The sequence below is a fragment of the Pseudomonas sp. S5D5 genome (genome assembly GCF_003013355.1).
In the GTDB taxonomy this organism is placed as follows: domain Bacteria; phylum Pseudomonadota; class Gammaproteobacteria; order Pseudomonadales; family Pseudomonadaceae; genus Aquipseudomonas; species Aquipseudomonas aylmerensis.
In genome coordinates, this window is sequence record NZ_PTEO01000001.1 from 996348 (window position 1) to 1013419 (window position 17072).

Below are 17072 nucleotides of genomic sequence, written 5' to 3' on the forward strand. Positions count from 1 at the left end.
CTACTTGCTCCGTCCAATCAGTTGCAGGAACTCCATGCGCGTGGTGTTCGACTCGCGGAACGCGCCGAGCATCACCGAGGTGTTCATGGTTGAATTCTGTTTTTCCACACCGCGCATCATCATGCACATGTGCTTGGCCTCGATGACCACGGCCACGCCGGCGGCCTGGGTCACGTCCTGGATGGCGTCGGCGATCTGCCGCGTGAGGTTTTCCTGGATCTGCAGGCGCCGGGCGAACATGTCGACGATGCGCGCCAGCTTCGACAGGCCGAGCACCTTGCCGGTCGGAATGTAGGCCACGTGGGCCTTGCCGATAAAGGGCAGCAAGTGATGCTCGCACAGCGAGTACAACTCGATGTCCTTGAGGATCACCATCTCGTCGTTGTCGGAGGCGAACAGGGCGCCGTTGACGATTTCTTCCAGGTTCTGCTCGTAGCCATGACACAGGTACTGCATGGCTTTGGCGGCACGCTTGGGGGTGTCGAGCAAGCCTTCGCGTTCCGGGTCTTCGCCCAGGCCCTTGAGGATCTCGCGGTAGTGGTGGGGCAGGGATAAGGTCATACAACATCCTCACAAACGGCTTACTTGATATGCCGCCCGCCGTTGACGGTCAGGGTGGTACCGGTGACATAGGGGTTGTCCAGCAGGTAACGCAGGCTCTGGTAAATCACTTCGGGCCCGGGCTCGATGCCCAGTGCCGACTTGGCCAGGACCTTGGCGCGGTAGGCCGCGTCGTCGTGCTCGTTGAACATCACCATCGCCGGGGCGATGCCGTTGACCTTGATCAGCGGCGCGAACTGCGCGGCAAACGACAGCGTAAGGCTGTCGAGCCCGGCCTTGGTGGCGCAATAGGCGATGTGCTGGCGGCTGCCCTTGCGCACCACATCGTCGCTGATGTGCACGATGTCGGCGGGCGAAGAGCGTTGCAGCAAAGGTGAACAATGCAGGTTGATCAGGTACGGCGCAAGCATGTGCACACTGAACATGTCGGTAAAGGCGCGGCTTTCGTCGCCGGGTGTTTCCGCGACCCAGGCCGAGGCGTTATGCACGATCGCACGCAGGCACTGGGTATGCGTGTTCAATTCATCGATGAACGCCAGGATCCCCGCTTCGCTGGAGAAGTCGGCAAACACGCCGATCGCACCGCGTTCGCGCAAGGCCTGCACGCCGGGACGTTCGCTGCGGTAGCTGAAAATCACCGCATGGCCTTCGTCCAGCAGGCGCTGGGCACAATGCAGGCCGACACGCTGGCCGGCGCCGGTGATCAGGATCGGGGCGGGGGTGGATGTCATGGGAGGCTCGAGTCGCTGGCAGAGTGAAACTATACCAGCGACCGGCCGCCCCTGTACTCACGCGGCGGCTTCAGTCGCCTTGCGCGGAGTGGGCGCAGGATGCAGCCAGTTGGCCAGCAGATGCGTGGACAACGGGATGAACCAGTAAACCATCAGTGGCGTCAGCGCCATAGTGCTCACCAGTACGCGCGGCGCCAACTCCAGCTCGCTGAGCAACGGCCCGAGCACGAAGTTGAACAGCAGCGACACCGGGAAAAACGCCAGCCAGATCGCCACCGCCTGTTTCCAGCGCGGCGGTCGTGCGCCGACCGCGCCGAACCAGCCATCGATACCGCTGACGCGATGTTCGGACGGATCGGCAAACAGTTCGCTGCCACGGCTCAGCCAGGCACTGCGCGAGGCCGAAAACTCCCAGGCATGCAGGGTTTTCTCGTCGGCGAAGCGGAAAATAATCTGGAATTCATCGTCATTGGGTGGCGGTGCGAGCACGCCGGAACCCAGGTAACCGGGGAAGTCGGTCGCCAATTGCTCGCCTTCGCGCAGCCAGGCCATCAATTCTTCATAGCGACCTTTGGCCACGCGGCGCGCAACCATCAGGGTGACGGGTGAGGTAGACATTGTGTATCTCCAAGTAATCAGGTGCGCTGGGCCGGGTAGGCGGCGCACAAACGTAGCGCCCGGGTAGGGCGGCTACGTAAAAACAGGCAAGGATTATTCCTGTTTCCGCGAAATACGCCAGATACTTTGGTCGGCTCGCGGCACAGCTTGAATCAGAGGCTTGAATCAGCGTTAAATGAGGTCCACATCGACACGGATGTTTTTCAACGCTGATGCCCGAAATTACTGCTCCTCACGCCGAAATGGCGCACGCCAGCGCCATCGATCCCGCTGATCTTTTTCCGATTCGCGAAGTCGCCCGGCTGACCGGCGTCAACCCGGTCACCCTGCGTGCCTGGGAACGTCGCTACGGTCTTATCCAGCCAACCCGCACTGAAAGCGGGCATCGGCTGTACTCAAGCACCGATATCGACACCGTGCACCGCATTCTCGACTGGATCGAGCGCGGCGTCGCCGTGAGCAAAGTGGGCAAGATCCTCGCCCGTGACACCTTGTGCAGCGAACACGCCACGCCTTCGCGCGTCGATACCGAACGCGAATGGAGCCAATGGCAGGTGCAGCTGCGCCTGGCCATCAGCGCTTTTGACGATCGCCAGCTCGACCGCCTGTACGGCCAGATTTTCGCTGCCTACCCGGTCGCGGTGGTGTTCCAGAGCATCATCATGCCGCTGTGGCAGCAATTGCTGCGGCATCAGGGGCACTTCGGCCAAGCCAGTGAGTGGCTGTTCTTCGACGCCTTCCTGCGCGCCCGTGTCGCGCAACGCCTGCACCTGGCCAGCGCCTCGGCAACGCCGCGGATCCTGCTGTCGGCGATTGTCGGTGAATGTCGGGAGCTGGAGCTGTTGGTGGCTGGGGCATTGATCGGCTCCGATGACCTGGCGGTAAAGGTGTTTGCCGTTGGCCAGCCGTTCGACGAGTTGACCCTGGTTTGCGAGAAGACCCGGCCGCAGGCGTTGGTGCTGTTTTCCAATCGCGCGCCCGGCGCCGATTTGCCGCTGCGGCTGCAGCGCCTGGCGCTGACCCTCGATTGCCCGCTGCTGCTTGCCGGTGACGCCTCGGACCTGGCCGAAGCCAGCCTGGCGGGCTCTTCCATCGGCTGCCTGGGCAATGAAGGGCGCTCGATGCAGCACCGCCTGCAGCAATTTCTGCGTGGCAGCCTGGACACCTGATCTCAGGCGTGGACTTCGGGGTGGATCAAGCGATGCTGGTGCAGGATGAACTGGCGCAGGCGCTCGGTTTCACTCACGTCGCTCTGATCCAGGCGGTAGGCAAACAGGCCACGCGCGGTTTCGCGTTCCAGCGTGCCGCGCAATGCGATTCGCTCATAACCCGAAGGGCTGAACCACAGGGAAAAGGTTTTCGGCGGCTTGATCCGCCCGCGGATCTCCACCAGCACGCCTTTGAATGACACTTCATGCACCCACAAGGCGCTCAGGTTGCCCCTGATGTTCTCCAGCGCCACCGGAGTTTCCAGGGCCAGGCGCCAAGGCCGGATCATCGGCCCGTCCTCGAAAATCGTCGGCACGCCCAGGCGCAGATGCAGCGCATGAAACTCGTCCTCCATCAGGTGCAGGGGGAAGGTGAGTTGCTGGTTGTCGAACTGCGCTTGAATGGTCAGTTGATCATGGGCGGCCAGGCGCGTGAGCAAGTCGCGAATCTGCGCGCCGCCGTTGACGGTCAGGCTCGACGACGCGTCCCGCAGGTTGAGCTGCGGGTTGTGTTGCATCATCTGAATAAAATCCAGCTCGTCCTGCGTCAGAAGTGTGTCGCGGTGCATGAGGCGTGCTCACGGGGAGGTATTAAAACGCCATTATCCTCTTAATGGCCGGTTTTTCTAAATTTTGTTCGATCCGCTCGTCGCTTTGAGCGCCGCCAGCTCGGCCTTGACCTGGGCCAGCTCGGCTTCCAACTGGGAAACCCGCTGCTGCGCCTTGACCTGCACGGTGACGTCCTTTTGAACGCCGACAAAATAGGTCTGCTTGTCCGCCTGGTTGCGCACTGTGGACAACGACAGCTCGTTCCAGAAGTGGCTGCCATCCTTGCGGTAATTGCGCAGGGTTTCACGGCACGAACCGCCGCTCTCCAAGGCCTCGCGGATGGCCATCAGTGCCGGCTGGTCACGGTCGCCCGATTGCAGGAAGCGGCAATCCTGATAGAGGATTTCATCGAGGGTGTAGCCGGTCATCCGTTCAAATGCCGGATTGACGTAGATCAGCGGCTTGTCCTTGCCTTCGCGTTCGGCGACGACGATGCCGTCGTTGGAAGCGTTGATCACCATTTGCATCAGGTGGGCGTTGATCATTGAGCGGTCCATGGCGTGTGGGGGTGCTGGCAGTTTATGACAGGCGCCGAATGTTGCACGGTGTGCACCGAAATATTTGCCACAGCTGCTAATATCCCACGCTTTCGCTCAACTACAGGATCAGATTGATGAAAGTCGCCATCCTTTCCGGCTCGGTGTACGGCACGGCTGAAGAAGTCGCCCGCCACGCCGCAGGCATCCTCAACGCGGCCGGTTTTGACGCCTGGCACAATCCACGCGCGAGCCTGGCGGACGTGCAGGCGTTTGCCCCCGAGGCGTTCCTGGCGGTGACCTCGACCACCGGCATGGGTGAGTTGCCGGACAACCTGCAACCGTTGTATTCGACCATTCGCGACCAATTGCCTGCTGCCTGGCGCGGCCTGCCCGGTGCGGTGATCGGCCTGGGCGACGCCAGCTACGGCGACACCTTCTGTGGCGGCGGTGAGCAAATGCGGGAGCTGTTCGCTGAGCTGGGCGTGCGCGAAGTGCTGCCGATGCTGCGCCTGGATGCCAGTGAAAGCGTGACCCCCGAAGCCGACGCCGAGCCGTGGCTGGCCGAGCTGGTCACAGCACTGCGCGCTTGACCGGAAACTCACGCAGCAACGCCAGCCAGGCTTGTGCGGCTCTCGACAGATAGGTGCCTTCACGCCAGATAAAGGCAATGTCCCAGCGCAGGAAGTCGGGCGCCTTCAGTGTCAGGCGCACGACGCCCGGTCGCACCAGCCCACGGGCGACCACGCTGGGCAACAGCACCACGCCCTGGCCTGCCGCGACCAGCGCTGCAAGAAAGTCGGCCTGGCCGCTGCGCCCGATTTCCTTCGGGGTAAAGCCCAACTGGTGACACGCCTGCATCAGCCGGTCGTTGAGGACGAAGCTGCGTTGGTACATCAGGAACGGCGTGTCGGCCAATTCCTCCAGGCGCACCTGGGCGTTGTCCGCCAGCGGGTGGTCAATCGGCAGCAGTGCATCCAGTGGCTCATCGCAGAAGGCTTGCCAGGCGAACGCCGGGTCGCTGGGCTTCAAGCTGCCGCCGACTTCCAGTTCACCGCTGAGAATCGCCTGCTCGATATTGCGGCTGCCGCCTTCCAGCAACTGGATGGTGACGTTCGGGTAGCGCCGCCGATACTCGGCAAACAGTCCGGCAAATAATGTATCCCCCGCCAGCAGTGGCAGACCCAGGCGCAACTCGCCGCGGGTGAGCTGGTGCATATCGTCCAGCTCGCTCAGCAGTTCGGTCTGCAGGCGCAGCATGGCCTCGGCGCGTTGCAGCACCACCTGGCCGGCGGCGGTCAGGCGCACCTGCGAGCCGATGCGGTCGAGCAGCGGCGTACCGAGGCTTTGCTCCAGCTGCGCCACTTGCTTGCTGACGGCGGACTGACTGATGTGCAGGGTTTTCCCGGCCTGGGTAAACCCGCCACGGTGGATCACTTCGACAAAGCTGCGCAGCTGTTTGAATTCCATGGGTGTGCATCCCGCTCGCTATTCCAGGGTGGAATAGCTGGCAGTCTAACAATTCGCTGTGGGGATGGAAGGCGGCTCTCTAAAATGGGCGTACTGCGAGGATCCAAAGCCCATGAAACGTTTCACCTTCAAACACCTTGGCCGTTTGTTGACCGAACTGGTTGTGTTGTTGGCTATCTACCTGCTCGGCACTCAACTGGCGGTGTGGCTGGCCCGGCCGATCCCCGGTGGCGTAGTGGGGCTCGGGCTGTTGCTGGCGACCTTCGCCAGTGGCCTGGTCAAGCCGGCAGCCTTGCAACTGGGCGCCGGGGTGTTGATGGCGGAAATGCTGCTGTTCTTCATTCCGGCGCTGATGAGCCTGCTCGATTACGGCGGCCTGCTGCGCAACGACGGCTGGCGCATCCTGCTGGTGATCGGCTTCAGCACGCTGGCGGTGATGCTGGTGACGGCCTTTACGGTGGAAGCCGTGTGTCGCTGGAGGCTGCGCCATGAAGCTTGAGCTGATGCCGGTGTTCTGGCTCGCGCTGACCCTGGGCGCGTATGTGTTCAGCCGCTGGATCTATCGGCGTACCGGTCGCTACCTGTTGTCGCCGCTGATCCTGGTCCCGGTGCTGTTGCTGGCGGTGGCCGTGCCCATGAAGACCGCCTACGCCGAATACGCCACCGACACCCACTGGCTGATGCTGGTGCTGGGCCCGGTGACCGTGGCGTTCGCCGTGCCGATCTGGCAACAGCGGCGTTTGCTGGCGCGGCACTGGTCGGCGTTGCTGCTGGGGATGGTGGCAGGCAGCGCGGCCTCCATCGGCACCTCGTTCGGGTTGGCCAAGGCGCTGGCGCTGGACAGCTCGGTGACGATGTCGCTGGTGCCGCGCTCGATCACGACGCCGTTCGCCATGCCGGTGTCGTCCGACCTGGGCGGCGTACCGGAGCTTACCGCCGTGTTTGTGATGTTCACCGGTGTCTTCGGCGCAATGCTCGGCGGCGTGCTGCTCAAGTGGCTGCCGCTGCGCACGCCGCTGGCGCGTGGTGCGTTGTTTGGCGTGGGTGCCCACGGCGCCGGCGTGAGCCGCGCCCATGAAGTGGGCGGTGAAGAAGGCTCGGTGGCGGGCCTGGTGATGGTGTTGACGGGCTTGCTCAACCTGTTCGCCGTGCCTTTGTTGGCGGCACTTCTCTGACGCGACACGGGCTACTTTCAACTATTCTGCGTAGTGACTCGCTCGGTCATCAAGCTGGCTGCGAAGGCAACTACGCCTGCCATGAGGTCTGACTAGACTGGCCCTTCACCCAAAAAAACAATAAGAAAGCGCGCCAAGGAGGTCATTGCCGTGAGCCTAGCCCCCGTTCTATCGCCACAGAATGTCAAAGACCAGGTCAGTGCTGCCGAATGGCAAGCGCGTGTCGACCTGGCCGCCTGCTATCGCCTGGTGGCGCTGCATGGCTGGGATGACCTGATCTTCACCCATATCTCGGCCAAGGTGCCGGGCACCGATGATTTCCTGATCAACCCGTACGGGCTGATGTTCCACGAGATCACGGCGTCGAGCCTGGTCAAGGTCGACCAGGCCGGGAACAAGCTGATGGACAGCCCCTACGAGATCAACCCGGCGGGCTACACCATCCACAGTGCCATCCATGAAGTTCGCCACGATGTCACCTGCGTGCTGCACACCCATACCGCCGCCGGTGTAGCGGTGGCCGCGCAGAAACAGGGCGTGCTGCCGATCAGCCAGCAATCGATCTTCGTGCTGTCGAGCCTGGCCTATCACGCTTACGAAGGCGTGGCGCTGAACCACGAAGAGAAGGCCCGCCTGCAGGCAGACCTTGGCGACAACAGTTTCCTGATGCTGCACAACCACGGCCTGCTGACCTGCGGCAGTACCATCGCCGACACTTTCCTGATGATGTTCACCTTCCAGCGCGCCTGCGATATCCAGGTGCTGGCGCAAAACGGTGGCGCCGAGTTGATCCCTATCGGGCCGCAGATTCTCGCCGGTGCCAAGGCGATGGTGGCTGCTGTCACCAAGAGTGCACAAGGTATGGGGGGCGCGCTGGCCTGGCCGGCGCTGCTGCGTAAGTTGGATGCTCAAGACCCTGGATATAAAAGCTGATGCCACTCGCCGAGATCCCGCTGAGAGCCTGGCGCAAGCGCGGGCAGGAATTCGTCTTTCGTGGCCGCACCATCCGTTACTGGGTGGCGGGGCAGGGCGAGCCGCTGCTGCTGATCCATGGCTTCCCCACTGCCAGTTGGGACTGGCATTACCTGTGGCAACCACTGGCCCAGCGCAACCTGGTGATCGCCTGCGACATGCTCGGCTTCGGCGACTCGGCCAAGCCTTTGAACCACACCTATTGCCTGCTCGAGCAGGCTGACGTGCAACAGGCCCTGCTCGAACACCTGCGGGTGGAGCAGCCGGTTCACGTGCTGGCCCACGACTACGGGGACAGCGTGGCCCAGGAACTCCTGGCGCGGCACTATGAAGGTCGGTTTCACATGGCCAGCTGCGTGTTCCTCAATGGTGGGCTGTTCCCCGAAACCCATCGCCCGGCGCTGGTGCAAAAACTCTTGCTCAGTCCCCTGGGCTGGATGATCGGCCGCGCCTTCGGGCGCAACGCCTTGTCCGACAGCTTCAGCCAGATCTTCGGCCCCGACACGCGCCCCAGTGAAAGCGCCCTGGATGATTTCTGGAGCCTGATCAACTGCAACGACGGCACGCGCATCCTGCACAAACTGATTGCCTACATCCCCCAGCGCCGACGCCTGCGTGAGCGTTGGGTGGATGCCATGCAGCGCGGCGAAGTGCCGCTGCGTGTGATCGATGGCGAGGTAGACCCGATCTCCGGCGCGCACATGGTCGAGCGCTACCACCAATTGGTGCCCCACGCCGACACCGTGCTGCTGGCCAATATCGGCCACTACCCGCAGATCGAGGCGCCCGTGCAGGTGCTCAAGCATTACCAGGCGTTTCGGGACCAGGTCGGGCATCCGGTGTTGGAACTGGCTTGCCTGCGCTAGCGGCATTGTCCCAGGCCAGTCATCGCCCAGAACCCGCAATCATCCCGCTGCCTTATCGAGCACCATTCAGCCCTGGCCGTATTTATTGTGACCAGGCGCGCCTTGCCGGACACTCGACCCATTCCCATTGTCGCCTTTGGAGTTCGGTATGAGTGAGTCAGTGCAGTTCCAGGATAAGGTCGTGATCGTCACCGGCGCCGGCGGCGGATTGGGCCGCGCCCATGCGCTGCTGTTCGCCCGGCACGGGGCCAAGGTGCTGGTCAATGACCTGGGTGGTTCGGCCCAGGGCGAGGGCGCCAATGCCTCCGCTGCCGATCGCGTGGTCGCCGAAATCCGCGCCGCCGGTGGTATCGCCGAGGCCAACCATGACTCTGTCACCGAAGGTGACAAGATCGTACAGAACGCCCTCGACGCCTTTGGCCGCATCGATGTGGTGGTCAACAACGCCGGCATCCTGCGTGACAAAACCTTCCATAAAATGGACGACAGCGACTGGGACCTGGTTTACCGGGTACATGTCGAAGGCGCCTACAAAGTCACCCGCGCCGCCTGGCCGCACCTGCGTGAGCAAGGCTATGGCCGGGTGATCTTCACTGCGTCCACCTCGGGCATCTACGGCAACTTCGGCCAGTCCAACTACGGCATGGCCAAGCTCGGGCTGTATGGCCTCACCCGTACCCTGGCCCTGGAAGGGCGCAAGAACAATATCCTGGTCAATGCCATCGCTCCCACCGGTGGCACGCGCATGACTGAAGGCTTGATCCCGCCGCAGGTGTTCGAGCGCCTCAAGCCTGAATTGGTCAGCCCGCTGGTGGTGTACCTGGGCAGCGAGGCGTGCCAGGAAACCTCGGGGCTGTTTGAAGTGGGCGGCGGCTGGATCGGCAAGACTCGCTGGGAGCGCAGCCTGGGTGTGGGCTTTGATCCAGAGGCCGGTTTTTCGCCGGACGATGTGGCGGCGCATTGGGCGCAGATCTGCGACTTCGAAGGTGCGGCCCACCCCAAGGACAATATCGAGGCCTTGAAGGAGATGATGGCCAATTTGCAGAAGTACAGCCTCTGATCGTTGCCTGAAAAAGATTGAATCCCACGGGGCGCTGATGGCGCCCCGTTTTATTTCGGGCAAAAAAAAGCCGCTGCAAACGCAGCGGCTGAAGTCAGACGTTGGATCAAGGAGCGACAAATCAACGTCAGTGAACACGGGTAACGGATTGAAAAAAGGCATCAATCCATTTAAAGCTGGCTGTTCTTCCTGTAGAGGAAGCGGGCCGTTTGCCCTGAAAGCCCGGTAAGAATAGTCGCTTGTTACAAAATGAGTAATGCCGGTTCATGACAAGGACTGTTACCGAAGCGGCAATAATCAGTGTCCGTGCCATCCATGCGCCTGATAAGCCGCCATCCACCGCGATCATGGCCCGGCCAGGACCCCGGCCAGAGCGCCTCGTCATCCTTTCGAGCGACAACACGAATCCCTCCTTGGTGCGCTTATCGCTCCTGACAGGCGGCAGTAGGGTGGGGCCTTCTGTCACTCACCGGGGAAGACGCATGACAAGAACAACAATGCGCGCCATCTTCAGGCCACAGGCGCTGGCCGCTGCGGTTGCGTTGGGGTGCTGTGCCCAGGCACAGGCTGTTTCTTTCAACATTGGCGAGATCGAAGGGCAATTCGATTCCTCGCTGTCGGTCGGCGCGAGCTGGGGCATGCGCGATGCCGACAAGAAGCTGGTAGGCGTGGCCAACGGCGGTACGGGCCAGGCGTCGACCGGGGATGACGGGCGGCTGAACTTCAAGAAGGGCGAGACCTTCTCGAAAATCTTCAAGGGCATCCACGACCTTGAACTCAAATACGGTGACAGCGGCGTGTTCGTGCGTGGCAAGTACTGGTACGACTTCGAACTGCAGGACGAAGACCGCGAGTTCAAGCAGATCAGCAATCACCATCGCGACGAGGGCGCGCGCTCTTCCGGCTACGAATTGCTCGATGCCTTCGTCTATCACAACTATTCCATCGCCGATCTGCCGGGCAACGTGCGGGTGGGCAAGCAGGTGGTCAGCTGGGGCGAGAGCACCTTTATCGGCAACTCCATCAACAGCATCAACCCGATCGACGTTTCCGCCTTCCGCCGCCCCGGCGCGGAGATCAAGGAAGGCCTGATCCCGGTGAACATGCTCTTCGCCTCGCAGAGCCTGACCAACCAGCTGACGGTGGAAGGGTTCTACCAGTTGAACTGGGAAAACACCGTGGTGGATAACTGCGGCACGTTCTTTGGCAACGATGTGGTCGCGCACGGGTGCAACAATAACTACACCGTGGGCAGCGCGGCGGCGGCGGGCTTTCAGCCGGCGGCCAATCTGGTCGGGCAGGGTTTTGAAGTCACCCGGGAAGGGATCGTGGTGCAGCGCGGCAAGGACCGTGAAGCCCGCGACGGCGGCCAGTTTGGTGCAGCGTTGCGCTGGCTGGGGGACGACACCGAGTACGCGTTGTACTTCATGAACTACCACAGCCGTACGCCCACCGTGGGCACCACCAGCGCCGGGCAGGCCACGCTCAATGGCTTGGGCGCCTTGCTGCCCGGCACGCCGGCAGCCCTGCGTCCGTCACTGGTTTCCGCGCTGATGCTCGGCCGCGGCCAGTACTACCTCGATTACCCGGAAGACATTCGCCTGTACGGCGCCAGCTTCTCCACCACCCTGCCCACCGGCACGGCCTGGAGCGGCGAGATCAGCTACCGGCCCAATGCGCCGGTGCAGTTGAACACCACTGACCTGACCCTGGCGCTGGTCAACCCCGCCGTGCCGGGTACCTCGGTGATCAGCTCTTCGGCCGGCGCCGACAACAAAGGTTATCGCCGCAAGCAAGTCACCCAGGCGCAGACCACCTTCACGCAGTTTTTCGACCAGGTCATGGGCGCCGACCGCCTGACCCTGGTGGGCGAGGCGGGCGTCACCTACGTGGCGGGCCTGGAGTCCAAGAGCAAACTGCGCTACGGGCGTGATTCGGTCTATGGCGTCTACGGCTACCAGGGCGATACCGATGGGTTTGTGACAGCGACCTCGTGGGGCTACCGCGCCAGGGCGATCCTCGACTACAGCAACGTGTTCGCCGGGGTCAACCTCAAGCCCAACCTGTCCTGGTCCCATGACGTGAAGGGCTACGGCCCCAATGGCCTGTTCAACGAAGGCGCCAAGGCGGTGAGCATCGGCGTCGATGCCGACTACCGCAACACCTACACCGCCAGCCTCAGCTACACCGACTTTTTCGGCGGCCATTACAACACCCTGACCGACCGCGACTTCCTCGCCTTCAGCGTCGGCGCGAACTTCTGATCACGGCTTGAAAAGGATGCTTTTATGCGCAAGATGATTCTGCAATGCGGCGTGTTGGCCCTCAGCCTGCTGGCCGCCAACGTGATGGCGGCGGTGTCGCCGGAAGAAGCGGCGAAGCTCGGTACCACCCTGACCCCGGTCGGTGCCGAAAAGGCCGGGAATGCCGATGGCTCGATCCCGGCCTGGACCGGCGGCATCCCGAAAAACGCCGGCGCGGTGGACAGCAAGGGCTTTCTCGCCGACCCGTTTGCCAGTGAAAAACCGCTGTTCGTGATCACCGCCGCCACCGTCGACAAGTACAAGGACAAGCTCTCCGACGGCCAGGTCGCGATGTTCAAGCGCTACCCCGACACCTACAAGATCCCGGTGTACCCGAGCCACCGCACGGTCAATCTGCCGCCGGAGATCTACGAGTCGATCAAGCGCAGCGCGTTGAACGTGCATGCGATCAACGACGGCAACGGCCTGGAAGGTTTTACCGGCAACCGCTACTACGCGTTCCCGATTCCCAAGAATGGCGTGGAAGTGCTGTGGAACCACATCACCCGCTACCACGGCGGCAACCTGCGCCGCATCATCACCCAGGCTACCCCGCAGACCAACGGCAGCTACACGCCGATTCGTTTCGAGGAGGAAGTGGCGGTGCCGCAACTGATCCCGGACATGGACCCGGCCAAGGGCGCCAACGTGCTGACCTTCTTCAAGCAGTCGGTCACGGCGCCGGCGCGCCTGGCGGGTAACGTGCTGCTGGTGCATGAAACCCTCGACCAGGTGAAGGAGCCGCGCCTGGCCTGGATCTACAACGCCGGCCAGCGCCGAGTGCGCCGCGCGCCGCAAGTGGCCTACGACGGGCCGGGCACTGCCGCCGACGGTTTGCGCACCTCTGACAACTTCGACATGTTCTCCGGCGCGCCCGACCGCTACGACTGGAAACTGGTGGGCAAGAAGGAGATGTACATCCCCTACAACAGCTACAAGCTCGATTCGCCGTCACTCAAGTACGACGACATCATCAAGGCCGGGCACATCAACCAGGACCTGACCCGCTATGAGCTGCACCGCGTGTGGGAAGTGGTCGGCACCGTCAAGCCGAGCGAGCGACACATCTACGCCAAGCGCCACATGTACATCGATGAAGACAGCTGGCAGGTGGCGCTGGTGGATCACTACGACGGGCGCGGTCAGCTGTGGCGTGTCGCCGAAGGCCATGCGCAGTTCTACTACAACCACCAGACCCCGGCCTACACCGTGGAAACCCTGTACGACATCATTGCCGGGCGCTACATCGCCCTGGGCATGAAGAACGAGGAGAAGAGCAGCTTCGTGTTCGGCTTCGATGCCAAGGCGGCGGATTACACGCCAGCGGCGTTGCGCGCCTCAGGCGTGCGCTGACCGACACCTCCCCCTGCAGGAGCCGGCTTGCCGGCGATAGCGGTCTGTCAGCTGCCGATGGGGTGGTTGGTCTACCGCAATCGCCGGCAAGCCGGCTCCTGCGGTTTTCGGTGCTTTTTTATGCTTGCCAATCACCCTGCTGAATACTTCTTCAACAACCGCCGGCCACAGGACTAGGGTAGGCGCCAGGTTGCACAACAATAAAAACGCAGGATGCAGCTATGACCGCCATGACACGCTGCCTGGACCGTCCTGGATTCATGCCTCGGCTGTCCGCCCACCATCTGCTGCGCCCCCGCCTGGCCGAGCCTTTGCTGGCGGCGCAGGCCCGGGTCAGATTGCTTTGCGCGCCGGGCGGCAGCGGCAAGAGCGCGCTGCTCGGCGAGTGCGCATTGCAGGCACCACCGGGGTGCCAGGTGTATTGGCTGCCGCTCAATGGCGCGGCCCTCAGCCCATTCGAGTTGTGCCAGCGCCTGGCACAAAACCTCGGCCTGGCGTTCAGCGATGAAGCCACGTTGCTGCTGGACCTCAGTCGCTGGCAATCCCCTGCGTGGTTGTTCCTCGATGATTTTTGCCGCCTGCCCACGCCCGACACCGACGCCTTGCTCGACCGCCTGCTCACGGCCAGCAGCCCGGCGCTGACCTGGTGGCTGGGCGCGCGACGTCGCCCGGTGTGCAACTGGCCGCGCCTGCTGCTCGACGATGAATTGCTGGAGTGTGGCGGTGAGCTGGCGTTCAGTGCGGCGGAAATCCAGCAACTGCTCTGCCAGGCGCCCGGGCAGTCGGTCGACAGCGTGCTGCAGTTCAGTGCCGGTTGGTGCGCCGGGGTGCGTATCGCCTTGCTCGGCGATGGCCACCCCGACAAGACCTTGCTCGACTACCTGCAACACGAACTCTTCAGCACCCTGCCGCCGGAGCTTGCCGAAGCCTGGCGGGTGCTGGCCCATTTGCCGCGCTTCAATGCGGGGCTGTGCGAACACCTGTTCGGCTTTGGCGATGGGGTTCAGTACCTGCGGGATCTGCAGGCCCTCGGTGCCTTCATCCAGCCGTGGGAGGACACCGATTGGCTGCAGGTTTTCCCGCCGCTGGCGCAACTGCTGCGCGCCGAACCCTGGGCGGCAAAGCGCTCCTGGCATCGGCGCGCCTGCCAGTGGTTCACCGCCGAGCAGGACTGGCAGGCCGCCTTCGAACAGGCGCTGCTGGCCGAAGAATATGAAGTCGCCGTCAGCCTGTTGCAGCACTTCAGCTTCGAGGACCTGTTCCGCCAGCAGAACGCCGCGTTGTTGCTGCGCCTGCATGAACAGCATGGCGAAGAATTGATGCTGGGCTCGGCGCAGCTGGTGGGCCTGGTCACGGCGGCGTTGCTGTTCGCCGGGCGCTTCGACCAGGCTGCGCAGTGCATCGACCAATTGGCCCGCTTCGCCCCGCAACCGACGGCGGCGCAGCAGCGCTATCTGCTCGCGCGTTGGCAGGCGCAGTGGGGCTGGCTGCTGCATTTGGGCGGCGATGCCGAACGCTCGCGCGTCCATTTTCTCGAAGCCCTGCAAGCCTTGCCCGACAGCGCGTGGACCTCGCGGCTGATGTGCCTGTCGGGCCTGACCCAGCAAGCGCTGCTGCGCGGTGAGTTGGACGTGGCCCAGGCGCTGAGCCGCGAAGCCTTGTGCCTGGCACGCGCCCACGGTTCGTTATTGCTGGAGGCGCTGCTCGAACTGGATCACGCGCTATTGCTCGAACAGCGCGGCGCGCCCTATCGCGCGCAAAGCCTGCTGGAGAATGTGCAGGCGATGTTGCTCCAGCAGCGGCTCACGGCCGGGCCCCTGGTGGGGCGTATCGCGCTGCGACGCGGGCACCTGGCGCTGCGCCAAGGGCACGACACGCTGGCCGCCGAGTGCTTTGAAACCGGCCTGACAATGTGCCTGCACAGTCACGACAAACGCGTGCTCTACGGTTTTCTCGGCCTGGCGCTGTTGGCCGCCAACCGTGGTGATTACGCCCAGGCATTTTTCCAGCTGCGCGAGGCCGAGCGGCTGATGCAGCGGCGCCAGGTGCCGGACACGGTGTACCGCGCGGTGCTGTTGTTGGTCAGCGGGCATTTCTGGTTGCAGCAGGGCCGTGCGGAATTGACCGTGGAAGCGGTGCGCCGCGTACTCCGTCATTTCCGAGGGCCGCAGGCCAAACAGGCGCCGCCGGCCACCCTCGAACTGATCCCGCGTCTTGAATACCTGCTGGTGCTGGCGGAGGTGAAACTGGGGTGCTGCGACCAGCCGGTGGCGCGGCTGACGGCCCTGCTGGACACTACGCACCGGCGCGGCATGCTTTGCCTGGAAACCGAACTGCACCTGGTGCTGGGCGAGGTCGCGTGGCAGGTCGGTGACCCGGTCCTGGCGCGCCGCTCACTGCAGACCGGGTTGGAACTGGCCGCGCGTTGCCAGGTGCAGCAGGCGATTCGCGAGCTGCGTCTGCGCTCGCCGGGGCTGCTCAGCGAACTGGGTATGGAGCCGCAGGCGTCCACGCCGGGCGCGCTGGAAAATCCGCTGAGCCACCGGGAGCTGGAAGTGCTGCAGTTAATTGCCCTGGGCAACTCCAATCTGGAGATTGCCGACCGGCTGTTTATCTCGCTGCACACGGTCAAGACCCACGCGCGGCGTATCCACAGCAAGCTCGGCGTGGAGCGGCGCACTCAGGCAGTGGCCAAGGCAAAAACGTTGGGCTTGATGGTTTAGGCGCAGAACGCCAGGCGGTATTCACCGGGCGTGGCGCCCATGGCCTGGCGAAAGCGATGGGTGAAGTGGCTGGCGCTGGAAAACCCGCACATCAAGGCAATCTCGCCCAAGGGCAGGGCGCCGCTGCGCAGCAAGGCCTGTGCGCGGGTCAGGCGCCGCGCCAGCAGGTATTGATGCGGCGGCAGGCCGAAGCTCTGGCGGAACATCCGCGCGAAGTGGTATTCGGACAGCGCGCACATTCCAGCCAGTTGTCCCAGGCTGATCGGGTCTTCGAGGTGCTGGTCGATGTACTCCACCAACAGCCGCCGCTGGTACGCCGCCAAGCCGCCTTTCAAACGCAATCCGTCGCGCGCGCCGACCTGGCTGAGCAGCGTGTGGCTGAGCATTTCATGCGCCAGGCTGCTGGTCAGCAGGCGCTCGGCGGGCTCGTGCCAGTTGAGCGCGATCAACTGGTGAAAGCGCCGGGCCTGGCTGGCGTCTTCCAGGAAGGTGCTTTCGCGCAGTTGCAAGGTGCGCGGCTCGCGGTCGAGCAGGGTGACGCAGCCCAAGGCAAACTGCTCCGGGCTGAAATACACATGGGCCAGGCGGATTTCGCCGTTGATCACCCATGCCGACTGGTGTTCGGCGGGCAGGATGCAGAGCTTGTCGGGCCCGCCCTTGGTGCCCGGTTGATCGCGCCGGAATGTACCGGTGCCGCCGCCGATGTAGCACGACAAGGTGTGATGGCTGGGCGCCTGGTAATCCTGGGCGTCATGGTGGTTGCTCCACAAGGCCGCGGACAAGCCGTCACCGAGCTCGGCGCAGGCTTCCAGGCGTGCGTTGGGCGAGCGGTTAAGGGCTTGAAAGACTTGCAGGGATTCCAGGTCAGGCATGGTGAGTACTCTTGGATGCCTTGCATCCTACTCCGGGAGGCTGGCGCTGTGATCCCACCGCCCGACAAAAGCGCA

At 63.3% G+C, this 17072-nt stretch carries 17 protein-coding genes; 10 read left to right on the forward strand and 7 right to left on the reverse strand.

What is annotated here, in order from left to right; genetic code table 11:
- The 3 genes from folE to C9990_RS04765 are packed head-to-tail and all read right to left on the reverse strand — an operon-like array spanning position 1 to position 1910.
- Positions 1–561: a GTP cyclohydrolase I FolE gene (gene folE / locus C9990_RS04755; RefSeq protein ID WP_025858052.1), complete on the reverse strand. Its 561-nt coding sequence runs from the start codon at positions 559–561 to the stop codon at positions 1–3.
- 20 nt (positions 562–581) lie between these two features.
- The gene (gene folM, locus C9990_RS04760; RefSeq protein ID WP_106802647.1) at positions 582–1292 is read right to left on the reverse strand and encodes a dihydromonapterin reductase; all 711 of its coding nucleotides are present in this window, start codon (positions 1290–1292) and stop codon (positions 582–584) included.
- A 57-nt stretch (positions 1293–1349) separates the two neighbouring features.
- Positions 1350–1910, reverse strand: a complete 561-nt coding sequence (locus C9990_RS04765; RefSeq protein WP_065908493.1) for an antibiotic biosynthesis monooxygenase — start codon at positions 1908–1910, stop codon at positions 1350–1352.
- A gap of 212 nt (positions 1911–2122) precedes the next feature.
- Between C9990_RS04765 and C9990_RS04770 the strand changes: the two genes are divergently transcribed.
- The gene (locus C9990_RS04770) at positions 2123–3079 is read left to right on the forward strand and encodes a MerR family transcriptional regulator (protein WP_106802648.1); all 957 of its coding nucleotides are present in this window, start codon (positions 2123–2125) and stop codon (positions 3077–3079) included.
- A 2-nt stretch (positions 3080–3081) separates the two neighbouring features.
- Here the strand turns inward: C9990_RS04770 and C9990_RS04775 are convergent, their stop codons facing one another.
- Together C9990_RS04775 and C9990_RS04780 are read right to left on the reverse strand one after the other, a co-directional pair.
- A complete protein-coding gene (locus C9990_RS04775) occupies positions 3082–3687 on the reverse strand; it encodes a hypothetical protein (protein ID WP_106802649.1) in 606 nt (201 codons plus the stop codon).
- A gap of 57 nt (positions 3688–3744) precedes the next feature.
- Positions 3745–4212: a PAS domain-containing protein gene (locus C9990_RS04780; RefSeq protein WP_106802650.1), complete on the reverse strand. Its 468-nt coding sequence runs from the start codon at positions 4210–4212 to the stop codon at positions 3745–3747.
- 128 nt (positions 4213–4340) lie between these two features.
- On the opposite strand from C9990_RS04780, the gene C9990_RS04785 reads away from it, so the two are divergent.
- On the forward strand, positions 4341–4796 hold the full coding sequence (locus tag C9990_RS04785; protein WP_065908500.1) for a flavodoxin: 456 nt from the start codon (positions 4341–4343) through the stop codon (positions 4794–4796).
- Here the strand turns inward: C9990_RS04785 and C9990_RS04790 are convergent.
- Positions 4777–5673 carry a LysR substrate-binding domain-containing protein gene (locus tag C9990_RS04790; protein ID WP_106802651.1) on the reverse strand — a complete coding sequence of 299 codons (897 nt, stop codon included), beginning with the start codon at positions 5671–5673 and terminating at the stop codon, positions 4777–4779. The genes C9990_RS04785 and C9990_RS04790 overlap by 20 nt on opposite strands.
- Before the next feature lie 112 nt (positions 5674–5785).
- Between C9990_RS04790 and C9990_RS04795 the strand changes: the two genes are divergently transcribed.
- The 8 genes from C9990_RS04795 (at position 5786) to C9990_RS04830 (ending at position 16125) form a co-directional block, all read left to right on the forward strand.
- Complete coding sequence (locus C9990_RS04795) at positions 5786–6172, forward strand: CidA/LrgA family protein (protein WP_106802652.1); 387 nt, start codon at positions 5786–5788, stop codon at positions 6170–6172.
- Positions 6162–6848, forward strand: a complete 687-nt coding sequence (locus tag C9990_RS04800; protein WP_065908506.1) for an LrgB family protein — start codon at positions 6162–6164, stop codon at positions 6846–6848. Before C9990_RS04795 ends, C9990_RS04800 begins: the two co-directional genes overlap by 11 nt.
- A 150-nt stretch (positions 6849–6998) precedes the next feature.
- Entirely contained in the window at positions 6999–7781 is a 783-nt protein-coding gene (locus tag C9990_RS04805; RefSeq protein ID WP_106802653.1) for a class II aldolase/adducin family protein, read from the forward strand.
- The gene (locus tag C9990_RS04810; protein WP_065908510.1) at positions 7781–8686 is read left to right on the forward strand and encodes an alpha/beta fold hydrolase; all 906 of its coding nucleotides are present in this window, start codon (positions 7781–7783) and stop codon (positions 8684–8686) included. The genes C9990_RS04805 and C9990_RS04810 overlap by 1 nt, the downstream gene beginning before the upstream one ends.
- 148 nt (positions 8687–8834) lie before the next feature.
- On the forward strand, positions 8835–9746 hold the full coding sequence (locus C9990_RS04815) for an SDR family oxidoreductase (RefSeq protein WP_106802654.1): 912 nt from the start codon (positions 8835–8837) through the stop codon (positions 9744–9746).
- Between the two features lie 497 nt (positions 9747–10243).
- Complete coding sequence (locus C9990_RS04820) at positions 10244–12010, forward strand: DUF1302 domain-containing protein (RefSeq protein WP_065908514.1); 1767 nt, start codon at positions 10244–10246, stop codon at positions 12008–12010.
- A 24-nt stretch (positions 12011–12034) separates the two neighbouring features.
- Positions 12035–13402 carry a DUF1329 domain-containing protein gene (locus C9990_RS04825; RefSeq protein WP_065908516.1) on the forward strand — a complete coding sequence of 456 codons (1368 nt, stop codon included), beginning with the start codon at positions 12035–12037 and terminating at the stop codon, positions 13400–13402.
- 221 nt (positions 13403–13623) lie between these two features.
- Entirely contained in the window at positions 13624–16125 is a 2502-nt protein-coding gene (locus C9990_RS04830; RefSeq protein WP_106802655.1) for a LuxR C-terminal-related transcriptional regulator, read from the forward strand.
- Here C9990_RS04830 and C9990_RS04835 read toward each other — a convergent pair.
- Positions 16122–16997, reverse strand: a complete 876-nt coding sequence (locus tag C9990_RS04835; RefSeq protein ID WP_106802656.1) for an AraC family transcriptional regulator — start codon at positions 16995–16997, stop codon at positions 16122–16124. The two genes, C9990_RS04830 and C9990_RS04835, sit on opposite strands and share 4 nt — an antisense overlap.
- Between the last annotated feature and the right edge of the window lie 75 nt (positions 16998–17072).

What these genes read in the sequence shown, in the direction of transcription:
- folE (WP_025858052.1), bottom strand. Translation starts at nt 561, where the DNA reads ATGACCTTATCCCTGCCCCACCACTACCGCGAGATCCTCAAGGGCCTG.
- folM (WP_106802647.1), bottom strand. Translation starts at nt 1,292, where the DNA reads ATGACATCCACCCCCGCCCCGATCCTGATCACCGGCGCCGGCCAGCGT.
- C9990_RS04765 (WP_065908493.1), bottom strand. Translation starts at nt 1,910, where the DNA reads ATGTCTACCTCACCCGTCACCCTGATGGTTGCGCGCCGCGTGGCCAAA.
- C9990_RS04770 (WP_106802648.1), top strand. Translation starts at nt 2,123, where the DNA reads ATGCCCGAAATTACTGCTCCTCACGCCGAAATGGCGCACGCCAGCGCC.
- C9990_RS04775 (WP_106802649.1), bottom strand. Translation starts at nt 3,687, where the DNA reads ATGCACCGCGACACACTTCTGACGCAGGACGAGCTGGATTTTATTCAG.
- C9990_RS04780 (WP_106802650.1), bottom strand. Translation starts at nt 4,212, where the DNA reads ATGATCAACGCCCACCTGATGCAAATGGTGATCAACGCTTCCAACGAC.
- C9990_RS04785 (WP_065908500.1), top strand. Translation starts at nt 4,341, where the DNA reads ATGAAAGTCGCCATCCTTTCCGGCTCGGTGTACGGCACGGCTGAAGAA.
- C9990_RS04790 (WP_106802651.1), bottom strand. Translation starts at nt 5,673, where the DNA reads ATGGAATTCAAACAGCTGCGCAGCTTTGTCGAAGTGATCCACCGTGGC.
- C9990_RS04795 (WP_106802652.1), top strand. Translation starts at nt 5,786, where the DNA reads ATGAAACGTTTCACCTTCAAACACCTTGGCCGTTTGTTGACCGAACTG.
- C9990_RS04800 (WP_065908506.1), top strand. Translation starts at nt 6,162, where the DNA reads ATGAAGCTTGAGCTGATGCCGGTGTTCTGGCTCGCGCTGACCCTGGGC.
- C9990_RS04810 (WP_065908510.1), top strand. Translation starts at nt 7,781, where the DNA reads ATGCCACTCGCCGAGATCCCGCTGAGAGCCTGGCGCAAGCGCGGGCAG.
- C9990_RS04815 (WP_106802654.1), top strand. Translation starts at nt 8,835, where the DNA reads ATGAGTGAGTCAGTGCAGTTCCAGGATAAGGTCGTGATCGTCACCGGC.
- C9990_RS04820 (WP_065908514.1), top strand. Translation starts at nt 10,244, where the DNA reads ATGCGCGCCATCTTCAGGCCACAGGCGCTGGCCGCTGCGGTTGCGTTG.
- C9990_RS04825 (WP_065908516.1), top strand. Translation starts at nt 12,035, where the DNA reads ATGCGCAAGATGATTCTGCAATGCGGCGTGTTGGCCCTCAGCCTGCTG.
- C9990_RS04830 (WP_106802655.1), top strand. Translation starts at nt 13,624, where the DNA reads ATGACCGCCATGACACGCTGCCTGGACCGTCCTGGATTCATGCCTCGG.
- C9990_RS04835 (WP_106802656.1), bottom strand. Translation starts at nt 16,997, where the DNA reads ATGCCTGACCTGGAATCCCTGCAAGTCTTTCAAGCCCTTAACCGCTCG.